Here is a 25,745-nt window from a genome sequence, read left to right on the forward strand (position 1 = left end):
CGGCCGGGTGTGGGGCTTAACGCCACCGCCCGGGGGGCCCCACCCCCTGGGGGCGGGGCCCCCCCCCCCCCCCCCCGGGCGCGCCCCCGACCCACCCCCGGCGAGATGGCGCTACGCGCACCCCCACCCCACCCGCACAGGCGCCGCAGGCATAAAGACCGCGCGCCCCGGCCGCAACAGCAGCCAGGACGCGCGCCGTGACGATCGTGCCGAGCTACTCGGCGTCCTCGGCGTCCTCGGACGCCGTGTCCTCCGCGCCCCCGTCTCCCTCCGCCCCCAACAGCCGGGACAGCTGACGCCCACCGATCCGCTTGAACTTCCGCTTCTGCGGCCGCGTACGGTCCAGCACCGCCACCTCCAGCCGCTCCGCGGGAATCTCCCGCTCACTGCCGTTGGTGTCGCGCGACAGCGCCTGCACCGCCAGCTTCAGGGCCTCGGCCAGCGTCATACCGTCCCGGTGGCGCTGGTCCAGGTAGCTGCTGATCTGCTCCGCGTTGCCCCCCACCGCGACCGAGCCGTGCTCGTCCACGATCGAGCCGTCGTGCGGGAGACGGTAGAGCTGGTCACCTTCCGGGGTCTCCCCGACCTCGGCGACGACCAGCTCCACCTCGTACGGCTTCTCGGCCGCCGAGGAGAAGATCGTGCCCAGGGTCTGCGCGTAGACGTTGGCGAGGCCACGGGCCGTCACGTCATCGCGGTCGTAGGTGTAACCCCGCAGGTCGGCGTACCGCACCCCGCCGATCCGCAGGTTCTCGTACTCGTTGTACTTGCCGGCGGCCGCGAAACCGATCCGGTCGTAGATCTCGCTGAACTTGTGCAACGCACGGGACGGGTTCTCGCCGACGAACACGATGCCGTCGGCAAACTGCAGCACGACCAGGCTGCGGCCACGGGCGATGCCCTTGCGGGCGTACTCCGCCCGGTCGGCCATCTGCTGCTGGGGTGAAACATAGAACGGCGTCGACACCGGTTATCCGTCCCTTTCTGTGGAAGTCACTGGATCACCTTGACAAGAAACGGCCGCTGTCTAGAGCAGCGCGGCCCGCGGGCCGTCCGGCTGCTCAAGGCGCCGCGCCAGGATCGAGCGGGCGATCTCGGAGGATTCCTCCTCGTCGAGCCGGCGGAAGCCGTCCTCGGTGATCACGGTGACGATCGGGTAGATCCGGCGGGCGACATCGGGACCGCCCGTCGCCGAGTCGTCGTCGGCCGCGTCGTACAGGGCCTGGACGACCAGGGTCGTGGCCTCTTCCTCGCTCAGGTCGTCACGGAAGAGCTTCTTCATGGCGCCCCGCGCGAAGATCGAGCCCGAGCCGGTGGCCGCGAAGTTCGTCTCCTCGGAGCGGCCGCCCGTCACGTCGTACGAGAAGATCCGGCCCCGGTCGCGGCCCACGTCGTACCCCGCGAACAGCGGCACCACGGCCAGGCCCTGCATGGCCATGCCGAGGTTGGAGCGGATCATCGTCGACAGCCGGTTCGCCTTGCCCTCCAGGGACAGCTGCGCGCCCTCGACCTTCTCGAAGTGCTCCAGCTCCAGCTGGAAGAGCTTCACCATCTCCACGGCCAGACCCGCCGTACCGGCGATGCCCACCGCGGAGTACTCGTCGGCCGGGAAGACCTTCTCGATGTCCCGCTGCGCGATGACGTTGCCCATCGTCGCCCGGCGGTCACCGGCCAGCACGACGCCCCCGGGGAACGTCACGGCGACGATCGTGGTCCCGTGCGGCGCCTCGATCACACCCTGGGTGGGAGGCAGTTGCCGGTTGCCGGGCAGGATCTCCGGCTGGTGCTCGGACAGGAAGTCCATGAAGGAGGAGGACCCTGGCGTCAGGAAGGCAGCTGGTAGACGCCCGGTGCTACGAGTGTTGGCTTCCACGCGATTCCTTCCACGTATGCGACAGCCCGCCCTGTGACGTCGGGCCGATCCTTGGAACAACCCCGGTCCGGTTGCGACCGGGGGCACGGTATGCCTCGGACCCTACCCGTCCTTCGGCGGTGATCCACATGTCCGGCGGGACCAACTCCACCGGATCGACGCCGTACTTGCCGGCCGCGCACGACCGGCGGGGCACCCGGGGCTCCGGACGCCATCGACGCCCGGAGCGCCGCACACGGAGGCGTCATGTCACTCACCGCCCCGCGCACAGCGCTCCGCGCTCCGCCCGTCCGTCACCCGCACCCGCTCACCTTCGAAATGAAGGCAAAGGCGCCTTACTGGCCACCCTTTTGAACGAAGGAGCGCACGAAGTCCTCGGCGTTCTCCTCGAGGACGTCGTCGATCTCGTCCAGAACCGAGTCCACGTCGTCGTTCAGCTTCTCCTGACGCTCCTTGAGGTCCTCCGAAGCCTGCGTCTCCGCCGCCTGCTCCTCGACCTCCTCGGTGGACCGGGTGGCCTTCTGCTGTCCGCCGCCGGTGTCCTTGGTCGCCATATCCCTCACCCCGCTCGGTTCGCCCGACACAGTTGCTCGGTCAAGATCAGACCCTACTCGCCGGGTCTGACAATGGCCCCGCAGTTGCTCCAACGTACGGGGACCACCTCGATGATTCCCGGGCCCGGGATTTTCCACCCCGCCCGGCCGTCTCCTCCCGAGTACCCACTGAACGCGATCATCCGCCGGACAGGACCCTGACCAGGTCTTCCGCCGTGCGGCAGCGGTCCAGGAGCTCCTTGACGTGATTACGCGTTCCGCGAAGCGGTTCCAGGGTTGGAACGCGCTGCAGGGAGTCGCGGCCCGGCAGATCGAAGATCACCGAGTCCCAGGAGGCCGCCGCGACGTCGTCCGCGTACTGCTCAAGGCAGCGCCCGCGGAAGTACGCGCGGGTGTCCTCAGGCGGCGCCGTACGGGCCCGCTCGATGTCCGCCTCGGTCAGCAGCCGCTTCATGCGCCCGCGGGCCACCAGACGGTTGTACAGGCCCTTCTCGGGCCGCACGTCGGCGTACTGGAGGTCGACCAGGTGCAGCCGCGCCGCGTCCCAGTCGAGGCTGTCCCGGCGCCGGTAGCCCTCCATGAGCTCCCGCTTGGCGACCCAGTCCAGCTCGCCGGCCAGGCTCATCGGGTCGTGCTCCAGACGGGTGAGGGTGTCCTCCCACCGCGACAGGACGTCCTTGGTCTGGTCGTCGACGTCGGCCCCGAACCGCTCCTCCACGTACTTGCGGGCGAGCTCGTAGTACTCCATCTGCAGCTGGACCGCGGTGAGCGTCCGGCCGCTACGGAGTGTGACCAGACGCTTGAGCGACGGGTCGTGCGAGACCTGGTGCAGCGTACGAACCGGCTGGTCGACGGCCAGGTCAACCGCGATGAAGCCGTCCTCGATCATCGACAGGACGAGAGCCGTCGTACCCAGCTTCAGATACGTCGAGATCTCCGAGAGGTTCGCGTCGCCGATGATCACATGCAGGCGGCGGTACTTCTCGGCGTCCGCGTGCGGCTCGTCGCGGGTGTTGATGATCGGGCGCTTGAGCGTCGTCTCGAGGCCGACCTCCACCTCGAAGTAGTCGGCCCGCTGACTGAGCTGGAAGCCGTGCTCGTGCCCGTCCTGGCCGATACCGACGCGGCCCGCTCCGGTGAAGACCTGGCGGGAGACGAAGAACGGCGTCAGATGGCGCACGATGTCCGAGAAGGGGGTCTCCCGCTTCATCAGGTAGTTCTCGTGCGTGCCGTAGGACGCGCCCTTGTTGTCGGTGTTGTTCTTGTACAGGTGGATCGGCTGGGCCCCGGGCAGCTGTGCGGCCCGCTCCGCGGCCTCGGCCATGATCCGCTCGCCGGCCTTGTCCCAGAGGACGGCGTCCCGGGGGTTGGTCACCTCGGGGGCGCTGTACTCGGGGTGCGCGTGGTCGACGTAGAGCCGCGCACCGTTGGTGAGGATCACGTTGGCCAGGCCGATGTCCTCGTCGGTGAGCTGGCTGGAGTCGGCGGCCTCGCGGGCGAGGTCGAAGCCTCGCGCGTCCCGCAGCGGGTTCTCCTCCTCGAAGTCCCAGCGAGCCCGGCGGGCCCGGTGCATCGCAGCCGCGTAGGCGTTCACGATCTGGGACGAGGTGAGCATGGCATTGGCGTTGGGGTGGCCGGGGACGGAGATCCCGTACTCCGTCTCGATGCCCATTACTCGCCGTACGGTCATGCGGCCCTCCTTGCCCGGCGGCACCCTCGGTCGTGGGCGCCACTCAGATACCGCTGGCGCTCGGTTGCGTGTGCGGTGCCCGTCCCCGCACTGCGCGACTCGGCGGTACGGAAGAGCCTAGAACGCCTTTGCGCTGGTGGGGAGATCATTTGCGTCATTGCGTTGCTCCAGCCGTGGCCTGAAAAACAGTCGGCTGCGGGTACCCGCCGAGGGCACCCGCAGCCGCCCTGCCTTTTACAGGTACTGACCGGTGTTCGCCACCGTGTCGATGGAGCGTCCGGTGTCCGCGCCCTGCTTTCCGGTGATGAGCGTACGGATGTACACGATCCGCTCGCCCTTCTTTCCGGAGATCCGGGCCCAGTCGTCCGGGTTGGTGGTGTTCGGCAGGTCCTCGTTCTCCTTGAACTCGTCCACGCAGGCCTGGAGGAGGTGGGAGACGCGGAGACCCTTCTGGTTCTTCTCGAGGAAGTCCTTGATCGCCGACTTCTTGGCACGGCCGACGATGTTCTCGATCATGGCGCCGGAATTGAAGTCCTTGAAGTAGAGGACTTCCTTGTCACCATTGGCGTAGGTGACCTCCAGGAAGCGGTTCTCCTCGGACTCGGCATACATCTGTTCGACGGCCGTCTGGATCATGCTCTGGACCGTGGAGGCCTTGGAGCCACTGTGCTCGGCGACGTCGTCGCCGTGCAGCGGGAGGCGCTCGGTGAGGTACTTGCCGAAGATGTCCTTGGCCGCCTCGGCGTCCGGGCGCTCGATCTTGATCTTCACGTCCAGCCGGCCGGGCCGCAGGATGGCGGGGTCGATCATGTCCTCACGGTTGGAGGCGCCGATCACGACCACGTTCTGCAGGCCCTCCACGCCGTCGATCTCGGCGAGCAGCTGCGGGACGATGGTGTTCTCCACGTCCGAGCTGACACCGGAGCCACGGGTGCGGAAGAGGGACTCCATCTCGTCGAAGAAGACGATGACGGGGGTGCCCTCGCTGGCCTTCTCACGGGCCCGCTGGAAGACGAGGCGGATCTGCCGCTCCGTCTCACCGACGTACTTGTTCAGGAGCTCGGGGCCCTTGATGTTGAGGAAGAAGCTCTTGCCTGCGGCCTGGCCGGTCACCTCGGCGACCTTCTTGGCCAGTGAGTTGGCCACGGCCTTGGCGATCAGGGTCTTGCCACAGCCGGGAGGCCCGTACAGCAGGACGCCCTTCGGCGGCCGCAGTTCGTGCTCCTTGAACAGGTCCGGGTAGAGATACGGGAGCTCGACCGCGTCGCGGATGGCCTCGATCTGGCCGCCGAGACCGCCGATCTGCTCGTAGCCGATGTCGGGGACCTCTTCGAGGACGAGCTCCTCGACCTCGCTCTTCGGCACGACCTCGTAGACGTAGCCGGAGCGGGGCTCGAGCAGGAGGGCGTCGCCGGGGCGGATGGTGACGTCCAGCAGCGGCTCGGCGAGCCGCACCACCCGCTCCTCGTCGGTGTGCCCGAGCACCAGGGCCCGCTCGCCGTCCTCGAGGATCTCCTTGAGGGTGACGATGTCTCCGACGCTCTCGTACTCCATGGCCTCGACCACGTTGAGCGCTTCGTTGAGCATCAATTCCTGGCCGCGCCGGAGCTCGTCGAGCTCGACGCTGGGGCTGACGTTCACCCTGAGCTTGCGGCCGCCGGTGAAGATGTCGGCGGTGCCGTCCTCATTCGCCTGCAGGAAGACCCCGAAGCCGGCCGGCGGCTGCGCGAGCCGGTCGACCTCCTCCTTGAGGGCCACAATCTGGTCACGGGCCTCACGGAGCGTGTTGGCGAGTCGCTCGTTCTGCGCGGACACGCCGGCCAGATTGGTCTGCAGCTCGACGATCCGCTCTTCGAGAATCCTCGTGTGTCGCGGAGAGTCGGCGAGCTTGCGTCGCAGGACGGCGATCTCCTGCTCAAGGTAGGCGATCTGCCCGGCCGGGTCGTCGGACCCGCGTCCCGGGCGGATGCCGCGGTTCATGTCGTCGTCGTGGGCTGCCACGGTCCTCACCTCCTCCAAGGGGAGCTGGACGCTTCCAGACCCTACCTGGGCGGGTGTCGATTGAAACCCCTAGATCACAAAGACGGTCGGGGTGTGTCCGATCTTCACCCTTGCGCTCTCCCTCACGCCAGGGGAATACCCACCGAACATGAATGGAACCCAGCCGGAGGTAGGGTCGAAGCGTTCAACACCCGTCAGAGCTGGCCGGATTCCCGATACGGCTCGACGCATGAAACGGCAGGAGACATGAGCGTGCAGCAGGAGGCCGGGGTCGACGGCGAGGCTCTGGAGGTCTGGATCGACCAGGACCTGTGTACCGGCGACGGCATCTGCGCCCAGTACGCGCCCGAGGTGTTCGAGCTGGACATCGACGGTCTGGCCTATGTGAAGGGCGCCGACGACGAGCTGCTCCAGGACAAGGGCGCCACAACGCCCGTACCGCTGCCGCTTCTCACGGACGTGGTCGACTCCGCCAAGGAGTGTCCGGGCGAGTGCATCCACGTACGTCGAGTTTCGGACAGGGCCGAGGTCTACGGTCCGGACGCGGAGTGACTCTTTCCGCACACTCCGTCACTGCTGTCTGATATCTCACACGCACCGGCGCGCAGGCCTCACACGCTGCGAGCGCCTGACGGCGTCGAGCGGACGAACGCGCCGTTCTGCCAACGCCATTTCACGTCGCTCTTCACGTCGGGACAGCAACGCGGCACGTCGGCCGACGAGTAGCCGAAGAGCGTGGCCGTGACGGCGCCCTGCCGTACGGCGAAGTCACTGACGGTGTTGCCGTCCTTGGGGGCGAGCAGGGTCGCCACCACGCGCGGCTTGCCGCCGTCGCCGTCCCGGGTGAGGACGTAGACGCCGTCCGGCGGGGTGCCCATCGGGGAGTCGCAGTGGACCACGGCGACCGTCTCCGGGGAGCCGTCGCCGTCGAGGTCTCCGGAAGCACGCTTCTTCACCACGGCCTTCACCGGGCCGCACTCGATGGGGAACGTAACCGCTGCCGGGTCGGGCGGAGCGACGGCCGCCGGAGCGCTTCCGGTCTCGGGGGCGGCCGCCTGGGCCGCTGTCGCCGCACCCGGCTGCAGGAACGAGGAGAGGGCCATGACGCCGGCGACGGCCGTGGCGGTGGCGAGCCAGTGGATGGGACGGGTGTGGGTGTGGGCGAGCTCCGGGACGGCGGAAGGCTGCACTAGGAGTGTCTCCTGAGGGCTGTGCCGGTGGGATGGCCAAGGGGGGATGGCCAAGATGGTGCCACACGTCACACCACGTGGGAACGGCGGGGTGTGCGCGTCCTGTGCCGGGGAAGTCAGAAGAGTTACGGTTCCTGCCGCTGTGTCAGCGGGCCGGATTCGGCACAGGCCGCTGCCGCGCGCATCGCGTCGACGGGGCGGGCCGCGGTCGTGTTTCTGTCAGGTCAACCGATGAGCGGCGTGGTTCACCCGCTGCGGCCACAAGGGACAACGGAAGAGACAACGCACAGGCGCTGTGGCGGAGTTCCGGAGTGGATCCGGGAACTCCGCCACAGCGCCTGTGCGTTGGGTGCGGCGGCGGGTCGCCTCAGCGGCCGGAGCCGCCGTCGGCGTTGGGTCCGGCGTAGTCCTCGCCGTAGGCGCCCTTGGCGGGGCGGCGGCGGCGCATGGGCGGCTCGACGCCGTCCGCGAGACGGCGGGCGGTGAGCAGGAAGCCGGTGTGTCCGATCATCCGGTGGTCCGGGCGGACGGCCAGGCCCTCGATGTGCCAGTTGCGGATCATCGACTCCCAGGCGCTCGGCTCGTTGAAGCAGCCGATCTCGCGGATGGACTCGACGGTCCGGGCGAGCTGGGTGGTGGTCGCCACGTAGCAGCACAGGATGCCGCCGGGGACGAGCGCCTTGGAGACGGCCTCCAGGCACTCCCAGGGGGCGAGCATGTCGAGGATGACGCGGTCCACGTCGGCGTCGGACAGGTTGTCCTGGAGGTCGCCGACGGTGAGCTGCCAGGCGGGGTGCGGGCCGCCGAAGTAGCGCTCGACGTTCGCCTGGGCGATCTCGGCGAAGTCCGCGCGGCGCTCGTAGCTGTGCAGCATGCCCTGGTCGCCGATGGCGCGCAGCAGGAAGCTGCTGAGCGAGCCGGAGCCCACGCCGGCCTCGACGACGCGAGCGCCGGGGAAGATGTCGGCGAAGGCGAGGATCTGCCCCGCGTCCTTCGGGTAGACGACGGCTGCCCCGCGGGGCATGGACAGGACGTAGTCGGGGAGCAGGGGGCGCAGCGCGAGATAGGCGACGTTACCGGTGGTGCGGACAACGCTGCCCTCGGGTGCGCCGATCAGTTCGTCGTGGGGGAAGGAACCCTTGTGGGTGTGGAAGTTCTTCCCGGCCTCGAGCGTGAACGTGTAGTGGCGGCCCTTGGGGTCGGTCAGCTGAACCTGGTCCCCGACCTTGAAGGGCCCGCGCCTGCGGGCGGCACCGGTCGGTTCGGACATGTGAACAGCCTACCGGTCCCCGGAGGGGGTGCCGACCACCTCAGCTGGGCCTCGCCATGGCCTTCACGAAGGCCCGCTCCACGTCGGCCGCCGACAGGACGCCGTAGATCTCGCCGGTCTCCTCGACGACGAGGTACTCGGTGGCGGGCGTCGCTCTGAGGGCGTCGAGGAGTTCCTCGCCCGAGAGCTCCGCCGAGACCCGCATGCCGTCGGTGAGGTCCTGGGCGAGGCCGCTGACCGCGACCCAGGGGCGTCGGTGTTCGGGTACGCCGACGATCGCGGCCTCGCGGACCAGCGAGAGGGGCTTGCCGTCGGCGTCGACGACGACCAGGGCCCGGGCGCCGGCGGTGTTGGCGCGGCGCAGGGCCTCCGAGAGCGGGGTGTGGGTCTCGACGGGGACGGCACGGCGGGTGAGCGCACGGGCGCGCAGCTCGGGGAGGTGCTCGCGCAGCCGGGCCATGCGCAGGCTGTTGCCCGCGCCGGTCCAGATGATCGCGGCGAGGATGGCGGCGAGCAGGGCGTCCAGGACGGTGTCCATGCCGACGTTGTCGACGGCCTCGGAGCCGAGGGCGCCGGACTGGGTGAGCAGCGGCAGGCCGATGAGGACGGAGACGGCGAGGGCGCGGCCGACCCAGGCGGCGGCGACGGTGCCGGTCATCGGCTTGCCGGTGATCTTCCATACGACCGCGCGGAGCATGCGGCCGCCGTCGAGGGGCAGGCCGGGCAGGAGATTGAACGCGGCCACGATGAGGTTGGAGATCATCAGGCCGGCCAGCAGGACGCCCGGGACGGTGCCGGGGTCCACGGTCTGCATGGCGAGGTAGAAGACGCCCGCGAGCAGGAGGGAGAGCAGGGGCCCGACGAAGGCGAGCACGAACTCGCGTCCGGGGGTCTCGGCCTCCTTCTCGATCTCGGAGACGCCGCCGAAGAACTGGAGCTGGATGCGGCGGACCGGGAGCTTGAAGCGGAGGGCGGCGACGGTGTGGGCCAGTTCGTGGACGAGCACGGAGGCGTAGAAGGCGACCGCGAAGAACAGGGAGACCAGGTACCGGGCGGCGCCGAGCTCGGGCAGGACGCGCTCCAGCTGCCCGCCGAACACCCAGGTGATCAGCGCGGCGACGAGGAACCAGCTGGGCGCGACGTACACGGGCACCCCGAAGGGCCGTCCCATGAGCAGGCCGCCCCGGGGCTCCGGAGGCCGCTGGGGGGCGGGTCCCTTGCCGTCGGCGGATTGGGCGAGGGGGCGGTCGCCGGCGCCGGGCGCGGCGTGCTCTGTACGGCTGTCCGGGTCAGGAGTGGAGGGCTGCTGCCCGCGGTCCGTGGCGCCGGGGTCCGGGGGCGGGGTCGCACCGGCGTTCTGACCGGTCGCGGGGTCACCCGTCGAGCCGGGCTTCCGCAGCGACGGACCGTCTCCTTCGGCCGAGCGAGAGTCCTGGTCCGCGGCGGAGTCGTCCTCGGGCCCGGTCGGTTGCGTCGGCGTGGGGCCTGCCGTCGGGGCGTCGTCGGGCCGTTCGGGGGTGAAACGCCGTCCGTCCACGGGCTGTTCGTCGGCGGGGGTCGGGTCGGTGGCCCGGGCCGGTGCCCCTGTGCGGCGCTCGGCCGACTCGTCGTTGCCGGACCGCGGCTGCCCGCGCCCGCCGCTCTCGTCCACCGGTGTCCCCTCGTTCGAAGCGTCCCCCGCGCCTGCCGGCCGGGAGGGTCTCGAGTCGATGGTATGCGTCCGTCGGGGTGCGTTCCGCCCCGGCACCCCTGTGTTTCCCCGTCCCTCCCCTCCCTTCCCGGCTCCCGGCGTCGCACACGGCCCGACCGTGGCTGGGTCACTGTCAGTGGCGGGCCGTATGGTCTGGGGCATGGAGACGAGCACCGAGGGCGCGGCGCAGCCCGACAGCAGCCCTGCCGCGGCGGTGGATCCGCCGGTCCCGGCCGGGTCCGTGGAGGCGGTCATCGAGACGACGGTGGAGACGGCGCCCGTGACCGCGGCCGTGACCGCGCCCACCGCCATACCGCCCTCGGCGCTGTCCCCCTCGCGTGCGAGCGACTTCATGCAGTGCCCGCTGCTCTACCGCTTCCGGGTCATCGACCGGCTGCCGGAGAAGCCCAGCGAGGCGGCGACCCGGGGCACGCTGGTGCACGCGGTCCTGGAGCGGCTCTTCGACGCCCCGGCGGCCGAGCGCACGGCACCACGGGCGAAGTCGCTGATCCCGGGCCAGTGGGACCGGCTGCGCGAGTCGCGGCCGGAGGTCGTGGAGCTGTTCGCGGACGATCCGCAGGGCGAGCGGCTGGCGCGCTGGCTGGGCGAGGCGGAGCAGCTCGTCGAGCGCTGGTTCTCACTGGAGGACCCCAGCCGGCTGGAGCCGGCCGAGCGGGAGCTGTTCGTCGAGACCGAGCTGGACTCCGGGCTGCGGCTGCGCGGGATCATCGACCGGGTCGACGTGGCCCCCACGGGCGAGGTCCGGATCGTCGACTACAAGACGGGGAAGGCACCGAGGCCCGAGTACTCCGAGGGCGCCCTGTTCCAGATGAAGTTCTACGCCCTCGTGGTCTGGCGGCTGAAGAACGTGGTGCCGCGGCGGCTCCAGCTGGTGTATCTGGGCAGCGGTCAGGTGCTGACGTACGACCCGGTCCTCGCCGACCTGGAGCGGGTCGAGCGCAAGCTGCTGGCGCTGTGGGAGGCGATCCGGCTGGCGACGGAGACGGGCGACTGGCGGCCGCGCCCCACGAAGCTGTGCGGCTGGTGCGACCACCAGGCCCACTGCCCGGAGTTCGGGGGTACTCCCCCGCCGTATCCGCTGCCGGTGAGGGCGGCGGAGTCCGGCGGGCCCGCGCAGGGCAGAATGGGGCCGGACTAGCGAAGGAGACTTACGTGGCCATCCGCGTCCTACTGGTCGATGACCAGCCGCTGCTCCGCACGGGCTTCCGGATGATTCTGGAGGCCGAGCAGGACATCGCGGTCGTCGGCGAGGCCGGAGACGGCCTCCAGGCGCTCGACCAGGTGCGGGCCCTGCAGCCCGACGTGGTCCTGATGGACATCCGCATGCCGCGGATGGACGGTGTGGAGGCGACCCGGCAGATCACGGGCCCCGAGCGGGACGGCCCGGCGAAGGTGCTGGTGCTGACCACTTTCGACCTCGACGAGTACGTGGTGGAGGCGCTGCGCGCCGGTGCCAGCGGCTTCCTGCTGAAGGACGCCCCGGCCAACGAGCTGGTGCAGGCGATCCGGGTCGTGGCCGCGGGCGAGGCGATGCTCGCGCCGAGCATCACGCGCCGGCTGCTCGACAAGTACGCCACGCATCTGCCCTCCGGTGACGAGCCGGTGCCGGACACTCTGCACACGCTCACCGACCGCGAGGTCGAGGTGCTGAAGCTGGTGGCGCGCGGACTGTCCAACGCCGAGATCGCCGCCGACCTGTTCGTCAGCGAGACGACGGTCAAGACGCACGTCGGGCACGTGCTGACCAAGCTGGGCCTGCGCGACCGGGTGCAGGCCGCGGTGTACGCGTACGAGAGCGGGCTGGTGCGCCCCGGCGCGCAGTAGGCGGTCCCGCGACGGACGAACAGAGGGCGCCCCCTGCCGAGGCAGGGGGCGCCCTCTTCGCACGAGGTGCGTCACGCGTCCTTGCTGAGCTCCCAGAAGCGGAACACGGTCGACGCGTCGAGGCAGTACTCCAGTCCGTAGACACCTTCGCGAGCGACCGCGTACTGCTTGGCCTGCCACACCGGCAGGACGGGGAGTTCGTCGGCGACGATGTCCTGCAGCTCCCCGAACTCCTTGTCGGTGGCGGCGCGGTTGGTCAGTGCCGCGGTGCTCGGGATGAGCGTGCCGGTGATGGTGTCGTTGTCGTAGTTGTTGCCCAGCACGTTGCCCTTGCCGAAGAAGGGGGCCGTGAAGTTGTCGGCGTCCGGGTAGTCGGGCACCCAGCCCTTGACGTAGACGCCGTACTTGCCGGCCGCGATGTCCTTCTCGTACTGGGCGAAGGAGACCGACTTGACGTCCGCGTCGAACAGGCCGCTGGCGTTGAGCTGGCCGGCGATGGCCGTCAACTCCTGGTCGGTGGCGGGGCCGTAGCGGGACGGGGTCGACCAGAGGGTCAGCTTCACCTTGCCGGTGATGCCGTCGGAACGCAGCGCGTCGGCCGCCTTGGACCGGGAGGGGCGGGCGCCGTAGGTGTCGAAGAAGGCCGTGTTGTGGCCCGCGACACCGGCCGGAATGATCGAGTACAGCGGGGTCGCGGTGCCCTGGTAGACGTCCTTGATGAGGGCTTCGCGGTCGAGCAGGTGGGCGATGGCCTTGCGTACGCCGACCTTTCCTGCGACCGGGTCGTCCATGTTGAACACCAGGTGCTGGACCTCGGCGCTGCTGCCCTCGACGACCTCGGTGCCGGTGCCGTCGTCGGCCTTCTCCATGTCGGCGATGTCGCCCGCGGTGAGGCCGCGGTAGGCGATGTCGACGTCCTCGTTCTGGACGGCCTGCTTCAGGGCGGTCTGGTCGCCGTCGAAGAACTTGAGCGTCACACCGGTGTTGTTCACCTTGGCGGTGCCCTTGTAGTTCTCGTTGACGGAGAAGACGGCCTGGCCGTCGTCGAACGAGTCGAGCTTGTACGGGCCGGAGCCGACGGCCTGGCCGTCCTTGCGCAGCTTGCCCGCGTCGTACTCGTCGTGGTTGACGATGGAGCCGGCGCCGGACGCGATCTTGCTGGGGAAGGTGGCGTCGGACGTGTTGAGGTGGAAGACGACCGTCGCATCGTCCGGGGTCTCGACCTCGTCCAGCGTGGGGAACATGATCGCGGGCCCGTCGGGGTCGTTGATCTTCAGCATCCGCTCGAAGGAGAACTTGACGTCCTCCGAGGTGAGGGCGTCACCGTTGCTGAACTTGAGGCCGTCCTTCAGCGTGCACCGGTAGACCGAGCTCTGCGTGTCGGTGAAGGCGCAGCTCTCCGCTGCCTCGGGCTGCGGTTCCGTGGCGCCCTTGGGGAAGCTGAGCAGCGACTGGAAGACGTTGTTGAACAACAGCCAGGAGCCGGGGTCGTAGCCGGAGGCCGGATCGGTGGCCAGGATGTCGTCGGACATCCCCACCACCACGTTGGAGCCCTCCCCCGCGGAGTCCCCGGTCTCCGAGCCGCAGCCGGTCAGCAGGCCGGAGGCGAGCCCCGCCACGACCGGCAGGACCGGCCACTGCTTGCGTATGTTCACGTGTGTGCCTTGTCGTCGGTTCTCGAGAACTCCCGGAGCATGTCCCTGGCTCCGGGGCACGGTTCCCCGGGGGCCGTGGTCACAGGCCCCGGGGTTCCATCGGGTGCGTCAGCCGCTCACGCCTCTGCCGAGCTCCCACAGCTGGAGCGTCGAAGAGGAGTTGAGCGCGTAGGCGGTACCCGTGATGTCGTCGCGCGCGGCGACGTACTGCTTGCCCTGCCACAGCGGCAGCACCGGCACGTCGGAGGCGACGATGTCCTGAATGTCCGTCAGGCTGGTGGAGGCGGACAACCGGTCCGCCTCGCGGCGGGACTCCGGGATCAGGGTGTTGCGGATCTGGCTGTTGTCGTACGGCGAGCCAAGGGTGTTGTCCCTGTCGAGGAACGGCGCGAGGAAGTTGTCGGCGTCCGGGAAGTCGGGGAACCAGCCCATACCGTAGACGTCGTACTCACCCTTCTTCTCGGCCGGGCGGAAGGTGTCCCACGGCGTTCCCTTGATAGCTACGTCGAACAGGCCGCTGGAGTTCAGCTGGTCGCGCAGGACCTCGAACTCCTTCTTGGTGCCCGGACCGTAGTGGTCGGTCGTGTAGTGCAGCGTCAGCTTCACCGGCGTGGTGACGTTCGCCTGGTTCAGCAGGGAGCGGGCCTTGGTGACGTCGGCGTCGCCGTACTTGTTGAAGAACGAGTTGGAGTGGCCCGTGACGCTGGCCGGGACCAGCGAGTACAGCGGCTCGGCCTGGGAGCCGTAGACCTTGGAGACCAGCTCGCTGCGGTTGACGACCTGGGCCATCGCCTGGCGCACGGCCTTGGACTCGACGGTCGGGGCGTCGGTGTTGAAGCCCAGGTAGCGGATCTCCAGGCCGGGCATCTCGACGAGGTCGATGCCGGTGTCCGCGTCACCCGAGAGCTTGCGGATCTGGTCCGGCGACATGGTGCGGGTCATCAGGTCGATGTCGCCCTTGTCGATCGCCTCGCCCATGGCGTCGGTGTCCTTGAAGGAGACCATGTCGACCTTGTCGTTGTTCACCTTCAGGCTCCCCTTGTAGTCGGGGTTCCGGGTGAACTCGGCCTTGACCAGCTCGTCGTTCTCGACGTCGGCCTTGAGGGTGTACGGGCCGGAGCCTTCGAGGTCGAAGCCGTCGCGCAGCTTGTTCTTCGGGTAGTCGTCGGGGTGGACGATGCCGGCGACCGGGGTCGACAGCTTGTACGGGAAGGTGGCGTCGGCGGTCTTCAGATGGAAGATGACGTCCTGGTCGCCCTGCGTCTCGACGGTGTCGATGGTGGACAGCAGCGCGAACACACCGCTGTCGGCCTTGAGGGAGCGGGCGCGGTCGATGGAGTACTTCACGTCGGACGCGGTGACGGGGTCGCCGTTCGCGAACTTCAGGCCGTCGCGCAGGGTGCAGGCGTAGCGCTCGTTGCCCGTGTCGGTGAAGCCGCATCTCTCGGCCGCCTCAGGCACCGGGTCGCCCTCGCCGCGCGGCTGGATCATCAGGGTCTGCACGGTCTGGCGCAGGATGTTCCAGGTGCCTACGTCGTAGGCGTACGCCGGGTCGAGGGGTGCGGGGGCGTCCTTCGAGGCGGTGAACCGGTCCGTGGTGCCGACGACGATCGCGCCGCCGTCATCGCTCCCGCTGTCGGACCCGCCGCAGGCGGCGAGCACCGGCGCGAGCAGGCCGATCACGGCCGGCAGCACCAAAGTCTTGCGGTTCATGCTCGAGTTTCTCCAGAGCTGTCGACTCCGTGTACCCGGCATGCAGGGGTGGCGCAGCGGATCACGGGGGTGGGGCGATGTTCTCGCAACGAGATTAGTCGGGGCCGGCAGGAAGGTTCGCAGCGACCGGAGTTGAGCCCTCATCACGCTGCGGAACCGGGCGCGGACACACCGAAAACCCGATGGTGGAAGCTTTGGTGCAGCGTTCCACCAATCGGGACACAAGGGCACGTCAACAGCCCCCCACGGCACACGCCGGACCCTCTGTCGACCCCTGGCCGCGTGGGGAACGTCACACTGCAAACGGGTTCCGGAGTACGGTAATTCGACCGCCCGGAGATCACCCGGAGACGGTCGAATTCATCTGCGAAATTGCCGCCTTAACTCCGCTGCACGCTGGGTGAACGGCTAGCGCATTTCCGTCATCAGACCGTGCAGAAATGTCAGGTCGACCTCTTCGAGGGAGGTGACGACCGTACGGCGGAGGGCCGGGGTGATGGGGGCCACGGAGGGCACCGCCACGACCTGGCAGCCCGCGGCCTCGGCGGCGGCGACTCCGGTCGCGGTGTCCTCGATGACGGCGCACCGGGCCGGGTCCGCGCCGAGTCCGGCGGCGGCCGCCAGATACGGGTCCGGGTGGGGCTTGGTGCGCGGCACCTCGTCACCGGCCACCGTCAGACGGAAGTGGTGCGCGCCCAGCGAGGTCAGCACCCGGTCGATGATGCGCCGGTGCGAGGCGGAGACCAGGGCCGTCGGGATCTCGTACTCGTACAGCTCGGCCAGCAGCCGCCCGGCGCCCGGCATCAGCGGCAGTGCGCGGTCGATGCGGTCCTCGAAGCCGTCGTTGAGCAGCACGGTGAGCTCGTCGAGGGTGATGTCGGCGCCGGTGGCCTCGATCAGGAACCCCGCGCTGCGGGTCATGGGGCCGCCGACCACGACATGGCGCCAGGAGTCGTCGAGCGTGTGGCCGAGGGAGGCGAAGACCTCGGCCTCGACCTCCCACCAGAAGCCCTCCGTGTCCACCAGGGTGCCGTCCATGTCGAGGAGCACCGCCTGCAGGGCGGAGCCCTCGGCCGTGCGGGTTCCGAGCGCGGGGACCGTACTGGTCATCCACGTACCTCCTTGAGGGACGTTCAGGCCGGCTCCCACGAGGGGAACCGGCCTGCGGTGGACCGACCAGTCTACGTCGTGCGCGGACGAAGCGCCTCTTCTGGCCCGTGTGCCCGGTGAGGCGGCTCAGCGGGCGTTGAAGTACTTCGCCTCCGGGTGGTGGATCACGATGGCGTCCGTGGACTGCTCGGGGTGCAGCTGGAACTCCTCGGACAGGTGGACGCCGATGCGCTCCGGCTGGAGCAGGTCGGCGATCTTGGCGCGGTCCTCCAGATTGGGGCAGGCGCCGTAGCCGAGGGAGAAGCGGGCGCCCCGGTACTTCAGCTCGAACATGCCCTGCATCTCGTCCGGGTCCTCGCCGGCGTAGCCGAGTTCGGAACGCACACGCGCGTGCCAGTACTCGGCGAGCGCCTCGGCCAACTGCACGGACAGCCCGTGCAGTTCGAGGTAGTCGCGGTAGGCGTTGGCCTCGAACATCCGGGCGGTCTCCTCGCCGATGCGCGAGCCGACGGTGACGACCTGGAGGCCCACGACGTCGGTCTCGCCGGACTCCTCCGGGCGGAAGAAGTCGGCCAGGCACAGGCGGCGGCCACGGCGCTGGCGCGGGAAGGTGAAGCGGGTGCGCTCGTTGCCCCGGTCGTCCAGGAGGATCAGGTCGTCGTCCTTGGAGACGCACGGGAAGTAGCCGTAGACCACGGCCGCCTCCAGCAGGTTCTCCGTCTGGAGCCGGTCCAGCAGGCCGCGCAGCCGGGGCCGGCCCTCGGTCTCGACGAGCTCCTCGTACGAGGGGCCGTCGCCCGCGCGGTTCTGCTTCAGGCCCCACTGGCCCTTGAACAGGGCGCCCTCGTCGAGCCAGCTCGCGTACTCCTTGAGCTGGATGCCCTTGATCACGCGGGTGCCCCGGAAGGGCGGCTCGGGGACGGGGTTGTCGGTGGCGACGTCGGAGCGGACGTGCCCCTCCTCGGGGCGCTCCTCGACCACGGCGGCGGCGGTGGCGCGGACGCGGCGCTGCTTCAGCTCGGGCAGCTTCGCTCCCGGCACCCCCCGCTTGACGCCGATCAGGGCGTCCATCAGGCGCAGGCCCTCGAAGGCGTCGCGGGCGTAGCGGACCTCACCCTGGTAGATCTCGTGCAGGTCCTGCTCGACGTAGGCCCGGGTGAGGGCGGCGCCGCCGAGGATGACCGGGAAGTTCGCCGCCAGTCCACGCTGATTCAGCTCCTCCAGGTTCTCCTTCATGATCACGGTGGACTTGACCAGGAGCCCGGACATGCCGATGACATCGGCCCTGTGCTCCTCGGCGGCGTCCAGGATCGCGGAGACCGGCTGCTTGATGCCGAGGTTGACGACGTTGTAGCCGTTGTTGGACAGGATGATGTCGACGAGGTTCTTGCCGATGTCGTGCACGTCGCCGCGGACGGTGGCCAGGACGATGGTGCCCTTGCCGGCCTCGTCGGTCTTCTCCATGTGCGGTTCGAGGTGGGCGACGGCCGTCTTCATCACCTCGGCGGACTGGAGGACGAACGGGAGCTGCATCTGGCCGGAGCCGAACAGCTCGCCGACGACCTTCATGCCGTCCAGCAGGGTCGCGTTGACGATGTCGAGGGCGGAGCGCTCCTGGAGGGCGTCGTCCAGGTCGGCCTCCAGGCCGTTGCGCTCGCCGTCGATGATGCGCCGCTTCAGGCGCTCGTCCAGCGGCAGGGCGGCCAGTTCCTCGGCCTTGCCGGCCTTGAGGGACTTGGCGGTGGCGCCCTCGAACAGCTGCATGAGCTTCTGGAGGGGGTCGTAGCCCTCGGCGCGGCGGTCGTGGATGAGGTCCAGGGCCGTCTGGACTTCCTCCTCGCTGAACCGGGCGATCGGCAGGATCTTGCTGGCGTGCACGATCGCCGAGTCCAGGCCCGCCTTGACGCACTCGTCGAGGAAGACGGAGTTGAGCAGGATGCGGGCGGCCGGGTTGAGGCCGAAGGAGATGTTGGACAGGCCGAGGGTGGTCTGCACCTTCGGGTGGCGCCGCTTCAGCTCGCGGATGCCCTCGATGGTGGCGATGCCGTCCTTGCGGGACTCCTCCTGGCCGGTGCAGATGGTGAAGGTCAGGCAGTCGACGAGGATGTCCTCCTCGTGGATGCCCCAGTTCCCGTTCAGGTCGTCGATGAGCCGTTCGGCGATCTCGACCTTCTTCTCGGCGGTGCGGGCCTGGCCCTCCTCGTCGATGGTGAGCGCGATGAGGGCGGCGCCGTGCTCCTTGGCGAGGCGGGTGACCTTGGCGAAGCGGGACTCGGGGCCGTCGCCGTCCTCGTAGTTCACCGAGTTGATCACCGCGCGGCCGCCGAGCTTCTCCAGGCCGGCCTGGATGACGTCGATCTCGGTGGAGTCCAGCACGATCGGCAGGGTGGAGGCGGTGGCGAAGCGGCCGGCCAGCTCCTCCATGTCGGCGGCGCCGTCGCGGCCGACGTAGTCGACGCACAGGTCGAGCATGTGCGCGCCTTCGCGGATCTGTTCCCGGGCGATCTCCACGCAGTCGTCCCAGCGGGCGTCCAGCATGGCCTCGCGGAACTTCTTCGAGCCGTTGGCGTTGGTGCGCTCGCCGATGGCCAGGTAGGAGGTGTCCTGCCGGAACGGCACGCTCTGGTAGAGGGAGGCGGCGCCCGGCTCGGGCTGCGGGCTGCGCTCGGTCGGGGTGAGGTCCCGGACGCGCTCCACCAGCTGGCGCAGGTGCTCGGGGGTGGTGCCGCAGCAGCCGCCGACCAGGGACAGGCCGTAGTCCTGGACGAAGTTCTGCTGGGCGTCGGCCAGGCCCTCCGCGTCGAGCGGGAAGTGGGCGCCGTCCTTGGTCAGGATCGGCAGGCCGGCGTTCGGCATGCACAGCAGCGGGATGCGCGAGTGGCGCGTCAGATAGCGCAGGTGCTCGCTCATCTCGGCGGGGCCGGTGGAGCAGTTCAGGCCGATCATGTCGATGCCGAGGGGCTCCAGCGCGGTCAGCGCCGCGCCGATCTCGGAGCCGAGCAGCATGGTGCCGGTGGTCTCGAAGGCCATCGAGCACAGCAGGGGCACATCGACGCCGGTGGCCTCCATGGCCCGGCGGGCGCCCAGGATGGACGCCTTCGTCTGGAGCAGGTCCTGGGTGGTCTCCACGAGCAGCGCGTCGGCGCCGCCGGCGAGCATGCCCTCGGCGTTGGCCTGGTAGCCGTCGCGGATGGTGGCGTAGGAGACGTGGCCGAGCGTGGGCAGCTTGGTGCCGGGGCCGACGGAGCCGAGCACCCAGCGCGGCCGGCCGTCCCGGGCGGCGTACTCGTCGGCGACCTCGCGGGCGATCCGGGTGCCCGCCTCGGACAGCTCATGCACGCGGTCGGAGATCTCGTACTCCGCCGCGGCCGTGTGGTTGGCGCCGAAGGTGTTGGTCTCGACGCAGTCCACGCCCACCGCGAAGTACGCGTCGTGGACGGATCGGACGATGTCCGGCCGGGTCACGTTCAGGATCTCGTTGCAGCCCTCGAGATTCTCGAAGTCCTCGAGCGTGGGGTCCTGGTCCTGGAGCATGGTGCCCATGGCACCGTCGGCCACGACCACACGGGTGGCCAGGGCCTCTCGGAGGGCGGACACGCGGGTCCGGCTGTCAGCGGAAGGGGTCAGCGGCAACGAGGCCATGTAAAGGGCTCCCTCGGATGCGACGGCTGTCGGCTTTGCGGCTTCCCGGACATCCGCTAGGCATCCGTGGAAGGGCGCACCGCGCCAGCGTAACCGGGAGTCGGCTTGGATGGGCACCGCGTCCACGGGGCGGACGCCGATGGCGCCGGGCCGGCCCTTGTGCGTCCGATGAACCCGGACCTGAACCGCCCGTGACGCAACAAATGGCGTCCGGCCATTAGCGAGAGGTCGGCATCGACCGGTAGTGTTCGACATTGCCGAACAAGGGCTGTGGTGCCGCTTGTCGGCGGTCGAAGGGGACGGAGGCAGTACGGCGATGGCACGGAACATCCAGTCGCTCGAACGGGCGGCCGCGATGCTGCGGCTGCTCGGGGGCGGCGAGCGACGGCTCGGCCTGTCGGACATCGCCTCGTCGCTGGGCCTGGCCAAAGGCACCGCCCACGGCATCCTGCGCACGCTCCAGCAGGAGGGTTTCGTGGAGCAGGACGACGCCTCCGGGCGCTATCAGCTGGGCGCGGAGCTGCTGCGCCTCGGCACCACCTACCTCGATGTGCACGAACTGCGGGCGCGCGCCCTGGTGTGGGCCGACGACCTGGCCCGTTCCAGCGGCGAGAGCGTCTATCTGGGCGTCCTGCACCAGCAGGGCGTGCTGATCGTGCACCACGTCTTCCGGCCCGACGACAGCCGGCAGGTCCTGGAGATCGGGGCCATGCAGCCGCTGCACTCCACGGCCCTGGGCAAGGTGCTGTCCGCCTACGACCCGGTGGCGCACAGCGAGGCCCTGGAGAACGACCGCAAGGCGTTCACCGACCGGACCGTGTGCGATCCGGAGGACTTCGAGCACCTCCTCGACCTCACCCGCGCGCGTGGCTACGCGGCGGACGTCGAGGAGACCTGGGAGGGCGTCGCCTCCCTCGCCGCGCCCATCCACGACCGGCGGCGCATGCCCGTCGGCTCGGTCGGCATCACCGGCGCCGTGGAACGGCTGTGCCGGTCCGACGAGGAGGGCGCGGTTCGGCCGGAACTGATCGCGGCCGTCCGGGACTGCGCCCGCGCGGTGTCGCGGGACCTGGGCGCCGGGCGGTTCTGACGGGACACAGCGGGACCGGGGCGTCGTACGGCGTTCCGGTCCTCGGCATGTCCGCGATCACGGGCGTCGGCGACCCGCAGAACGGGCAGCGATCAGTAACGATCGTATTTTCGCCAACAGAGCCCTTGACGTGCTCGTAACCCCGAAGCAAGACTCCCGTCCATCGGTCGACATTGTCGAACAGCTACCGGCAATACGCGCTAGAGTGGGACAACGCCAGGCCGGTATCGAACTTCCCCCCTGGACGAAGGACAAAGGAGTCGCGGGTGTCCAGCTCCGACATCTTCATCGGCGAGACCATCGGTACCGCCATACTCATCCTCCTCGGCGGCGGAGTCTGCGCCGCCGTCACACTGAAGGCTTCCAAGGCCCGTAACGCCGGCTGGCTCGCCATCACCTTCGGGTGGGGCTTCGCGGTGCTCACGGCGGTCTACACGACGGCGCCGCTCTCCGGCGCCCATCTGAACCCGGCCGTGACGCTCGCGCTCGCCATCAAGGACGGCGACTGGAAGAACGTCCCGGTCTACTGGGCCGGACAGGTCCTCGGCGCCATGATCGGTGCCGCTCTGGTCTGGATCGCCTACTACGGTCAGTTCCACGCGCACCTCACCGACCGCGAGATCGTCGGCGGTCCGGGTGCGCAGGACACCGCGGCCAAGGCCGTCGAAGCCCAGGAGCAGGGCGCCGGCCCCGTGCTGGGCGTCTTCTCCACCGGGCCCGAGGTCCGGGTCGCCTGGCAGAACCTGGCCACGGAGATCATCGGCACCGTCGTGCTGGTGCTCGCCGTGCTCACCCAGGGCCTGAACGACAAGGGCAACGGCCTGGGCACCCTGGGCGCCCTGATCACCGCGCTCGTGGTGGTCTCCATCGGTCTGTCCCTCGGCGGCCCGACGGGATACGCGATCAACCCGGCCCGTGACCTCGGTCCGCGTATCGTGCACGCCCTGCTGCCGCTGCCCAACAAGGGCGGCTCCGACTGGGGCTACGCCTGGGTCCCCGTGGTGGGTCCGCTGATCGGCGGCGCCATCGCGGCAGGCATCTACAACGTCGCATTCGCTTAGGAGCAAGTGATCCTCGCGCGGGAGCAGCAGTATTCCCGCGCCTTGCGAAACTCTCAGCACGCGCCGTACGTAAAGCCCCATAAACACGGAACTTCCAGGAGCACACAGTGACCGACGCGCACACCGCCGGCCCCTTCATCGCCGCCATCGACCAAGGCACGACCTCCTCCCGCTGCATCGTCTTCGACCGCGACGGCCGGATCGTGTCCGTCGACCAGAAGGAGCACGAGCAGATCTTCCCGAAGCCGGGCTGGGTCGAGCACAACGCCACCGAGATCTGGACGAACGTCCAGGAGGTCGTCGCCGGGGCCATCGCCAAGGCCGGCATCACCCGCGACGACATCAAGGCCATCGGCATCACCAACCAGCGCGAGACGACCGTGCTGTGGGACAAGAACACCGGTGAGCCCGTCCACAACGCCATCGTCTGGCAGGACACCCGCACCGACGCCCTCTGTCGCGAGCTCGGCCGCAACGTCGGCCAGGACCGCTTCCGCCGCGAGACGGGCCTCCCCCTCGCCTCCTACTTCGCCGGCCCCAAGGCCCGCTGGCTGCTCGAGAACGTCGACGGCCTGCAGGAGCGCGCCGAGGCGGGCGACATCCTCTTCGGCACCATGGACACCTGGGTCATCTGGAACCTGACCGGCGGTGTCGACGGCGGCAAGCACGTCACGGACGTCACCAACGCCTCCCGCACGATGCTCATGAACCTGCACACCATGCAGTGGGACGACAAGATCTGCGAGTCGATCGGCGTCCCGAAGCAGGTCCTGCCCGAGATCCGCTCCTCCGCCGAGGTCTACGGCGAGATCACCGGCGGCAAGCTGGGCGACCTGCTCGGCGGCATCCCGGTCGCCTCCGCGCTCGGCGACCAGCAGGCGGCCCTGTTCGGCCAGACCTGTTTCTCCGAGGGCGAGACCAAGTCGACGTACGGCACCGGCACCTTCATGGTGATGAACACCGGTGACAAGATCATCAACTCGTACAGCGGCCTGCTGACCACCGTCGGCTACAAGATCGGCGACCAGGACACGGTCTACGCCCTGGAGGGCTCGATCGCGGTCACCGGCTCGCTGGTGCAGTGGATGCGCGACCAGATGGGCCTGATCTCCACCGCCGCCGAGATCGAGACCCTCGCCCTTTCGGTCGAGGACAACGGCGGCGCCTACTTCGTGCCGGCCTTCTCCGGCCTGTTCGCCCCGTACTGGCGCTCCGACGCCCGCGGTGTGATCGCCGGCCTGACCCGGTACGTCACCAAGGCGCACCTCGCGCGCGCCGTCCTGGAGGCCACCGCCTGGCAGACGCGGGAGATCGCCGACGCCATGACGAAGGACTCCGGCGTCGAGCTGACCGCCCTCAAGGTCGACGGCGGTATGACCAGCAACAACCTGCTGATGCAGACGCTCTCGGACTTCCTGGACGCCCCCGTGGTGCGCCCGATGGTCGCCGAGACCACCTGCCTCGGCGCCGCCTACGCCGCCGGCCTCGCCGTCGGCTTCTGGAACAGCACCGACGACCTGCGCGCCAACTGGCGCCGGGCCGCCGAGTGGACCCCCCGCATGGACGCGGAAATCCGCGACCGTGAGTACAAGAGCTGGCTCAAGGCCGTCGAGCGGACCATGGGCTGGCTCGAGGACGAGGAGTAAGAAACAGCATGACCACTCAGTCCACCCTGCAGTCCGTGCCTGCCCTGGGGACGCACCCGGCCTCCGGCTCGAACCCGAGCCGAGCCGAGACCAGGGAGCAGCTCGCCAAGGCGTCGTACGACCTTCTCGTGATCGGCGGCGGCATCCTGGGCATCTCCACCGCCTGGCACGCCGCGCAGTCCGGCCTCAGGGTGGCTCTGGTCGACGCCGGCGACTTCGCCGGTGCCACATCCTCCGCCTCCTCCAAGCTGCTCCACGGCGGTCTGCGCTACCTGCAGACCGGCGCGGTGAAGCTGGTGGCGGAGAACCACTTCGAGCGCCGTGCGGTCTCGCGCCAGGTGGCCCCCCACCTGGCGAACCCGCTCACCTTCTACCTCCCGGTGTACAAGGGCGGACCGCACGGCGCGGCGAAGCTCGGGGCGGGCGTCTTCGCCTACTCCGCGCTCTCCGCGTTCGGTGACGGCGTCGGACATCTGCTCTCGCCGGCCAAGGCCGCGCAGGACGTGCCGGAGCTGCGCACCGAGAACCTCAAGGCCGTGGCCGTGTACGGCGACGACCAGATGAACGACGCGCGCATGGCGCTGATGACGGTCCGCGGCGCCGTGGAGGCGGGCGCGGTCGTCCTCAACCACGCCGAGGTGACGGGCCTGCGCTTCACCCAGGGCCGGGTCACCGGGGCCGAGCTGAAGGACCGGCTGTCCGGCGACGAGTTCGGTGTCAGCGCCCGGCTGGTGCTGAACGCGACCGGCCCGTGGGTCGACCACCTGCGCAAGATGGAGGACCCGAAGGCGGCGCCGTCCATCCGGCTGTCGAAGGGCGCGCACCTGGTCCTGAAGCGCACCTCCCCCTGGAAGGCCGCGCTCGCCACCCCGATCGACAAGTACCGCATCACCTTCGCCCTCCCCTGGGAGGACATGCTGCTGCTGGGCACCACCGACGAGGAGTTCGAGGGCGACCCGGCGGATGTCTCGGTCACCGAGAAGGACATATCCCAGATCCTCGACGAGGCCGCCTTCTCCGTCCGCGACCAGCAGCTGAGCCGCGACCTCATCACCTACTCCTTCGCGGGCCTGCGGGTGCTGCCGGGCGGCCCCGGCGACACCTCCAAGGCCAAGCGGGAGACGGTCGTGACCGAGGGCCGGGGCGGCATGCTGTCCGTCGCGGGCGGCAAGTGGACCACCTTCCGGCACATCGGCCGCACCATCATGCAGAAGCTGGAGTCGCTGCCGGGCCACCCCCTGGGCGACGACTTCGAGCCGATCAGCTCGCTGCCGAAGAAGCTGCCGCTGCCCGGCATCGCCAACCCGCGCGCGGTCGCCCACCGGCTGCTCACCGACCGCCCGGCGCCCGGCCCCCGGATGGGCGCCGACACCGCCAAGCACCTGGCCACGCACTACGGCTCGCTGGCGTTCGACATCGCCCGCATGGCCAACGACAACCCGGAGCTCGCCGAGCGCGTGCACCCGGACGCCCCGGAGATCTGGGCGCAGGTCGCCTGGGCCCGGGACCACGAGTGGGCCGAGACGCAGGACGACGTGCTGCGCCGCCGGACGACGCTGACGATCCGCGGCCTGGCCACGGACGACGTCCGCGCCAAGGTCCAGGACCTGCTCGACAAGAAGTAGGCGCGATACGGGCCCCGTGCACGAAGGGGCGGCTCCCCGCCGACGGAGCCGCCCCTTCCCCGTTTCCGTGGCCGCATAATGACGTGATAC

At 69.6% G+C, this 25,745-nt stretch carries 19 protein-coding genes; 7 read left to right on the forward strand and 12 right to left on the reverse strand.

From position 1 onward, the window contains the following. Positions 1 to 214: 214 nt before the first annotated feature. The 5 genes from prcA to arc all read right to left on the reverse strand — a co-directional run bounded on the left by prcA (position 215) and on the right by arc (position 6,118). On the reverse strand, positions 215 to 967 hold the full coding sequence (gene prcA / locus ACFT32_RS36730; protein ID WP_382497841.1) for a proteasome subunit alpha: 753 nt from the start codon (positions 965 to 967) through the stop codon (positions 215 to 217). A 60-nt stretch (positions 968 to 1,027) separates the two neighbouring features. Further along, positions 1,028 to 1,873, reverse strand: a complete 846-nt coding sequence (prcB, locus tag ACFT32_RS36735) for a proteasome subunit beta (RefSeq protein WP_382497843.1) — start codon at positions 1,871 to 1,873, stop codon at positions 1,028 to 1,030. Between the two features lie 335 nt (positions 1,874 to 2,208). Further along, positions 2,209 to 2,427 carry a ubiquitin-like protein Pup gene (locus ACFT32_RS36740; protein WP_252553352.1) on the reverse strand — a complete coding sequence of 73 codons (219 nt, stop codon included), beginning with the start codon at positions 2,425 to 2,427 and terminating at the stop codon, positions 2,209 to 2,211. Positions 2,428 to 2,605: 178 nt separating this feature from the next. Further along, entirely contained in the window at positions 2,606 to 4,117 is a 1,512-nt protein-coding gene (gene dop / locus ACFT32_RS36745; RefSeq protein WP_382497845.1) for a depupylase/deamidase Dop, read from the reverse strand. Positions 4,118 to 4,351: 234 nt separating this feature from the next. Next, on the reverse strand, positions 4,352 to 6,118 hold the full coding sequence (arc, locus tag ACFT32_RS36750; protein ID WP_215122496.1) for a proteasome ATPase: 1,767 nt from the start codon (positions 6,116 to 6,118) through the stop codon (positions 4,352 to 4,354). Positions 6,119 to 6,364: 246 nt separating this feature from the next. On the opposite strand from arc, the gene ACFT32_RS36755 reads away from it, so the two are divergent. Then, positions 6,365 to 6,670 carry a ferredoxin gene (locus ACFT32_RS36755; protein WP_382497846.1) on the forward strand — a complete coding sequence of 102 codons (306 nt, stop codon included), beginning with the start codon at positions 6,365 to 6,367 and terminating at the stop codon, positions 6,668 to 6,670. 59 nt (positions 6,671 to 6,729) lie between these two features. On the opposite strand, the gene ACFT32_RS36760 is transcribed toward ACFT32_RS36755, so the two are convergent. The 3 genes from ACFT32_RS36760 to ACFT32_RS36770 all read right to left on the reverse strand — a co-directional run bounded on the left by ACFT32_RS36760 (position 6,730) and on the right by ACFT32_RS36770 (position 10,229). Continuing rightward, positions 6,730 to 7,308 (reverse strand): hypothetical protein, encoded by a 579-nt coding sequence (locus tag ACFT32_RS36760; protein WP_382497847.1) that lies wholly within the window; start codon positions 7,306 to 7,308, stop codon positions 6,730 to 6,732. Positions 7,309 to 7,675: 367 nt separating this feature from the next. Beyond that, positions 7,676 to 8,578, reverse strand: coding sequence for a tRNA (adenine-N1)-methyltransferase (locus ACFT32_RS36765; RefSeq protein WP_033311897.1), 903 nt, complete (start codon positions 8,576 to 8,578; stop codon positions 7,676 to 7,678). 40 nt (positions 8,579 to 8,618) lie between these two features. Then, positions 8,619 to 10,229 (reverse strand): site-2 protease family protein, encoded by a 1,611-nt coding sequence (locus ACFT32_RS36770; protein ID WP_382497849.1) that lies wholly within the window; start codon positions 10,227 to 10,229, stop codon positions 8,619 to 8,621. Positions 10,230 to 10,428: 199 nt separating this feature from the next. Between ACFT32_RS36770 and ACFT32_RS36775 the strand changes: the two genes are divergently transcribed. Both ACFT32_RS36775 and ACFT32_RS36780 read left to right on the forward strand, forming a co-directional pair. Continuing rightward, on the forward strand, positions 10,429 to 11,427 hold the full coding sequence (locus ACFT32_RS36775; RefSeq protein WP_382497850.1) for a PD-(D/E)XK nuclease family protein: 999 nt from the start codon (positions 10,429 to 10,431) through the stop codon (positions 11,425 to 11,427). 14 nt (positions 11,428 to 11,441) lie between these two features. Then, complete coding sequence (locus tag ACFT32_RS36780; RefSeq protein ID WP_018570356.1) at positions 11,442 to 12,113, forward strand: response regulator transcription factor; 672 nt, start codon at positions 11,442 to 11,444, stop codon at positions 12,111 to 12,113. Between the two features lie 71 nt (positions 12,114 to 12,184). Here ACFT32_RS36780 and ACFT32_RS36785 read toward each other — a convergent pair whose 3' ends face one another. The 4 genes from ACFT32_RS36785 to metH form a co-directional block, all read right to left on the reverse strand. Next, a complete protein-coding gene (locus ACFT32_RS36785) occupies positions 12,185 to 13,768 on the reverse strand; it encodes an ABC transporter substrate-binding protein (RefSeq protein WP_382497852.1) in 1,584 nt (527 codons plus the stop codon). Positions 13,769 to 13,876: 108 nt separating this feature from the next. Then, positions 13,877 to 15,481, reverse strand: coding sequence for an ABC transporter substrate-binding protein (locus tag ACFT32_RS36790; RefSeq protein ID WP_382497854.1), 1,605 nt, complete (start codon positions 15,479 to 15,481; stop codon positions 13,877 to 13,879). Positions 15,482 to 15,889: 408 nt separating this feature from the next. Further along, positions 15,890 to 16,591: an HAD family hydrolase gene (locus ACFT32_RS36795; RefSeq protein WP_382497856.1), complete on the reverse strand. Its 702-nt coding sequence runs from the start codon at positions 16,589 to 16,591 to the stop codon at positions 15,890 to 15,892. Between the two features lie 126 nt (positions 16,592 to 16,717). Further along, positions 16,718 to 20,233: a methionine synthase gene (gene metH / locus ACFT32_RS36800; RefSeq protein ID WP_382497857.1), complete on the reverse strand. Its 3,516-nt coding sequence runs from the start codon at positions 20,231 to 20,233 to the stop codon at positions 16,718 to 16,720. Between the two features lie 316 nt (positions 20,234 to 20,549). On the opposite strand from metH, the gene ACFT32_RS36805 reads away from it, so the two are divergent. From ACFT32_RS36805 to ACFT32_RS36820, 4 genes are all read left to right on the forward strand, one after another. Then, positions 20,550 to 21,323 (forward strand): IclR family transcriptional regulator, encoded by a 774-nt coding sequence (locus tag ACFT32_RS36805; RefSeq protein ID WP_382497859.1) that lies wholly within the window; start codon positions 20,550 to 20,552, stop codon positions 21,321 to 21,323. 266 nt (positions 21,324 to 21,589) lie between these two features. After that, complete coding sequence (locus tag ACFT32_RS36810; RefSeq protein ID WP_382497860.1) at positions 21,590 to 22,384, forward strand: MIP/aquaporin family protein; 795 nt, start codon at positions 21,590 to 21,592, stop codon at positions 22,382 to 22,384. Between the two features lie 107 nt (positions 22,385 to 22,491). Continuing rightward, positions 22,492 to 24,030 carry a glycerol kinase GlpK gene (glpK, locus tag ACFT32_RS36815; protein ID WP_382497861.1) on the forward strand — a complete coding sequence of 513 codons (1,539 nt, stop codon included), beginning with the start codon at positions 22,492 to 22,494 and terminating at the stop codon, positions 24,028 to 24,030. A gap of 8 nt (positions 24,031 to 24,038) precedes the next feature. Next, the gene (locus ACFT32_RS36820; RefSeq protein WP_382497862.1) at positions 24,039 to 25,655 is read left to right on the forward strand and encodes an FAD-dependent oxidoreductase; all 1,617 of its coding nucleotides are present in this window, start codon (positions 24,039 to 24,041) and stop codon (positions 25,653 to 25,655) included. Positions 25,656 to 25,745: the final 90 nt, after the last annotated feature.

Source organism: Streptomyces sp. NPDC057002 (assembly GCF_042673825.1).
In the GTDB taxonomy this organism is placed as follows: Bacteria; Actinomycetota; Actinomycetes; order Streptomycetales; family Streptomycetaceae; genus Streptomyces.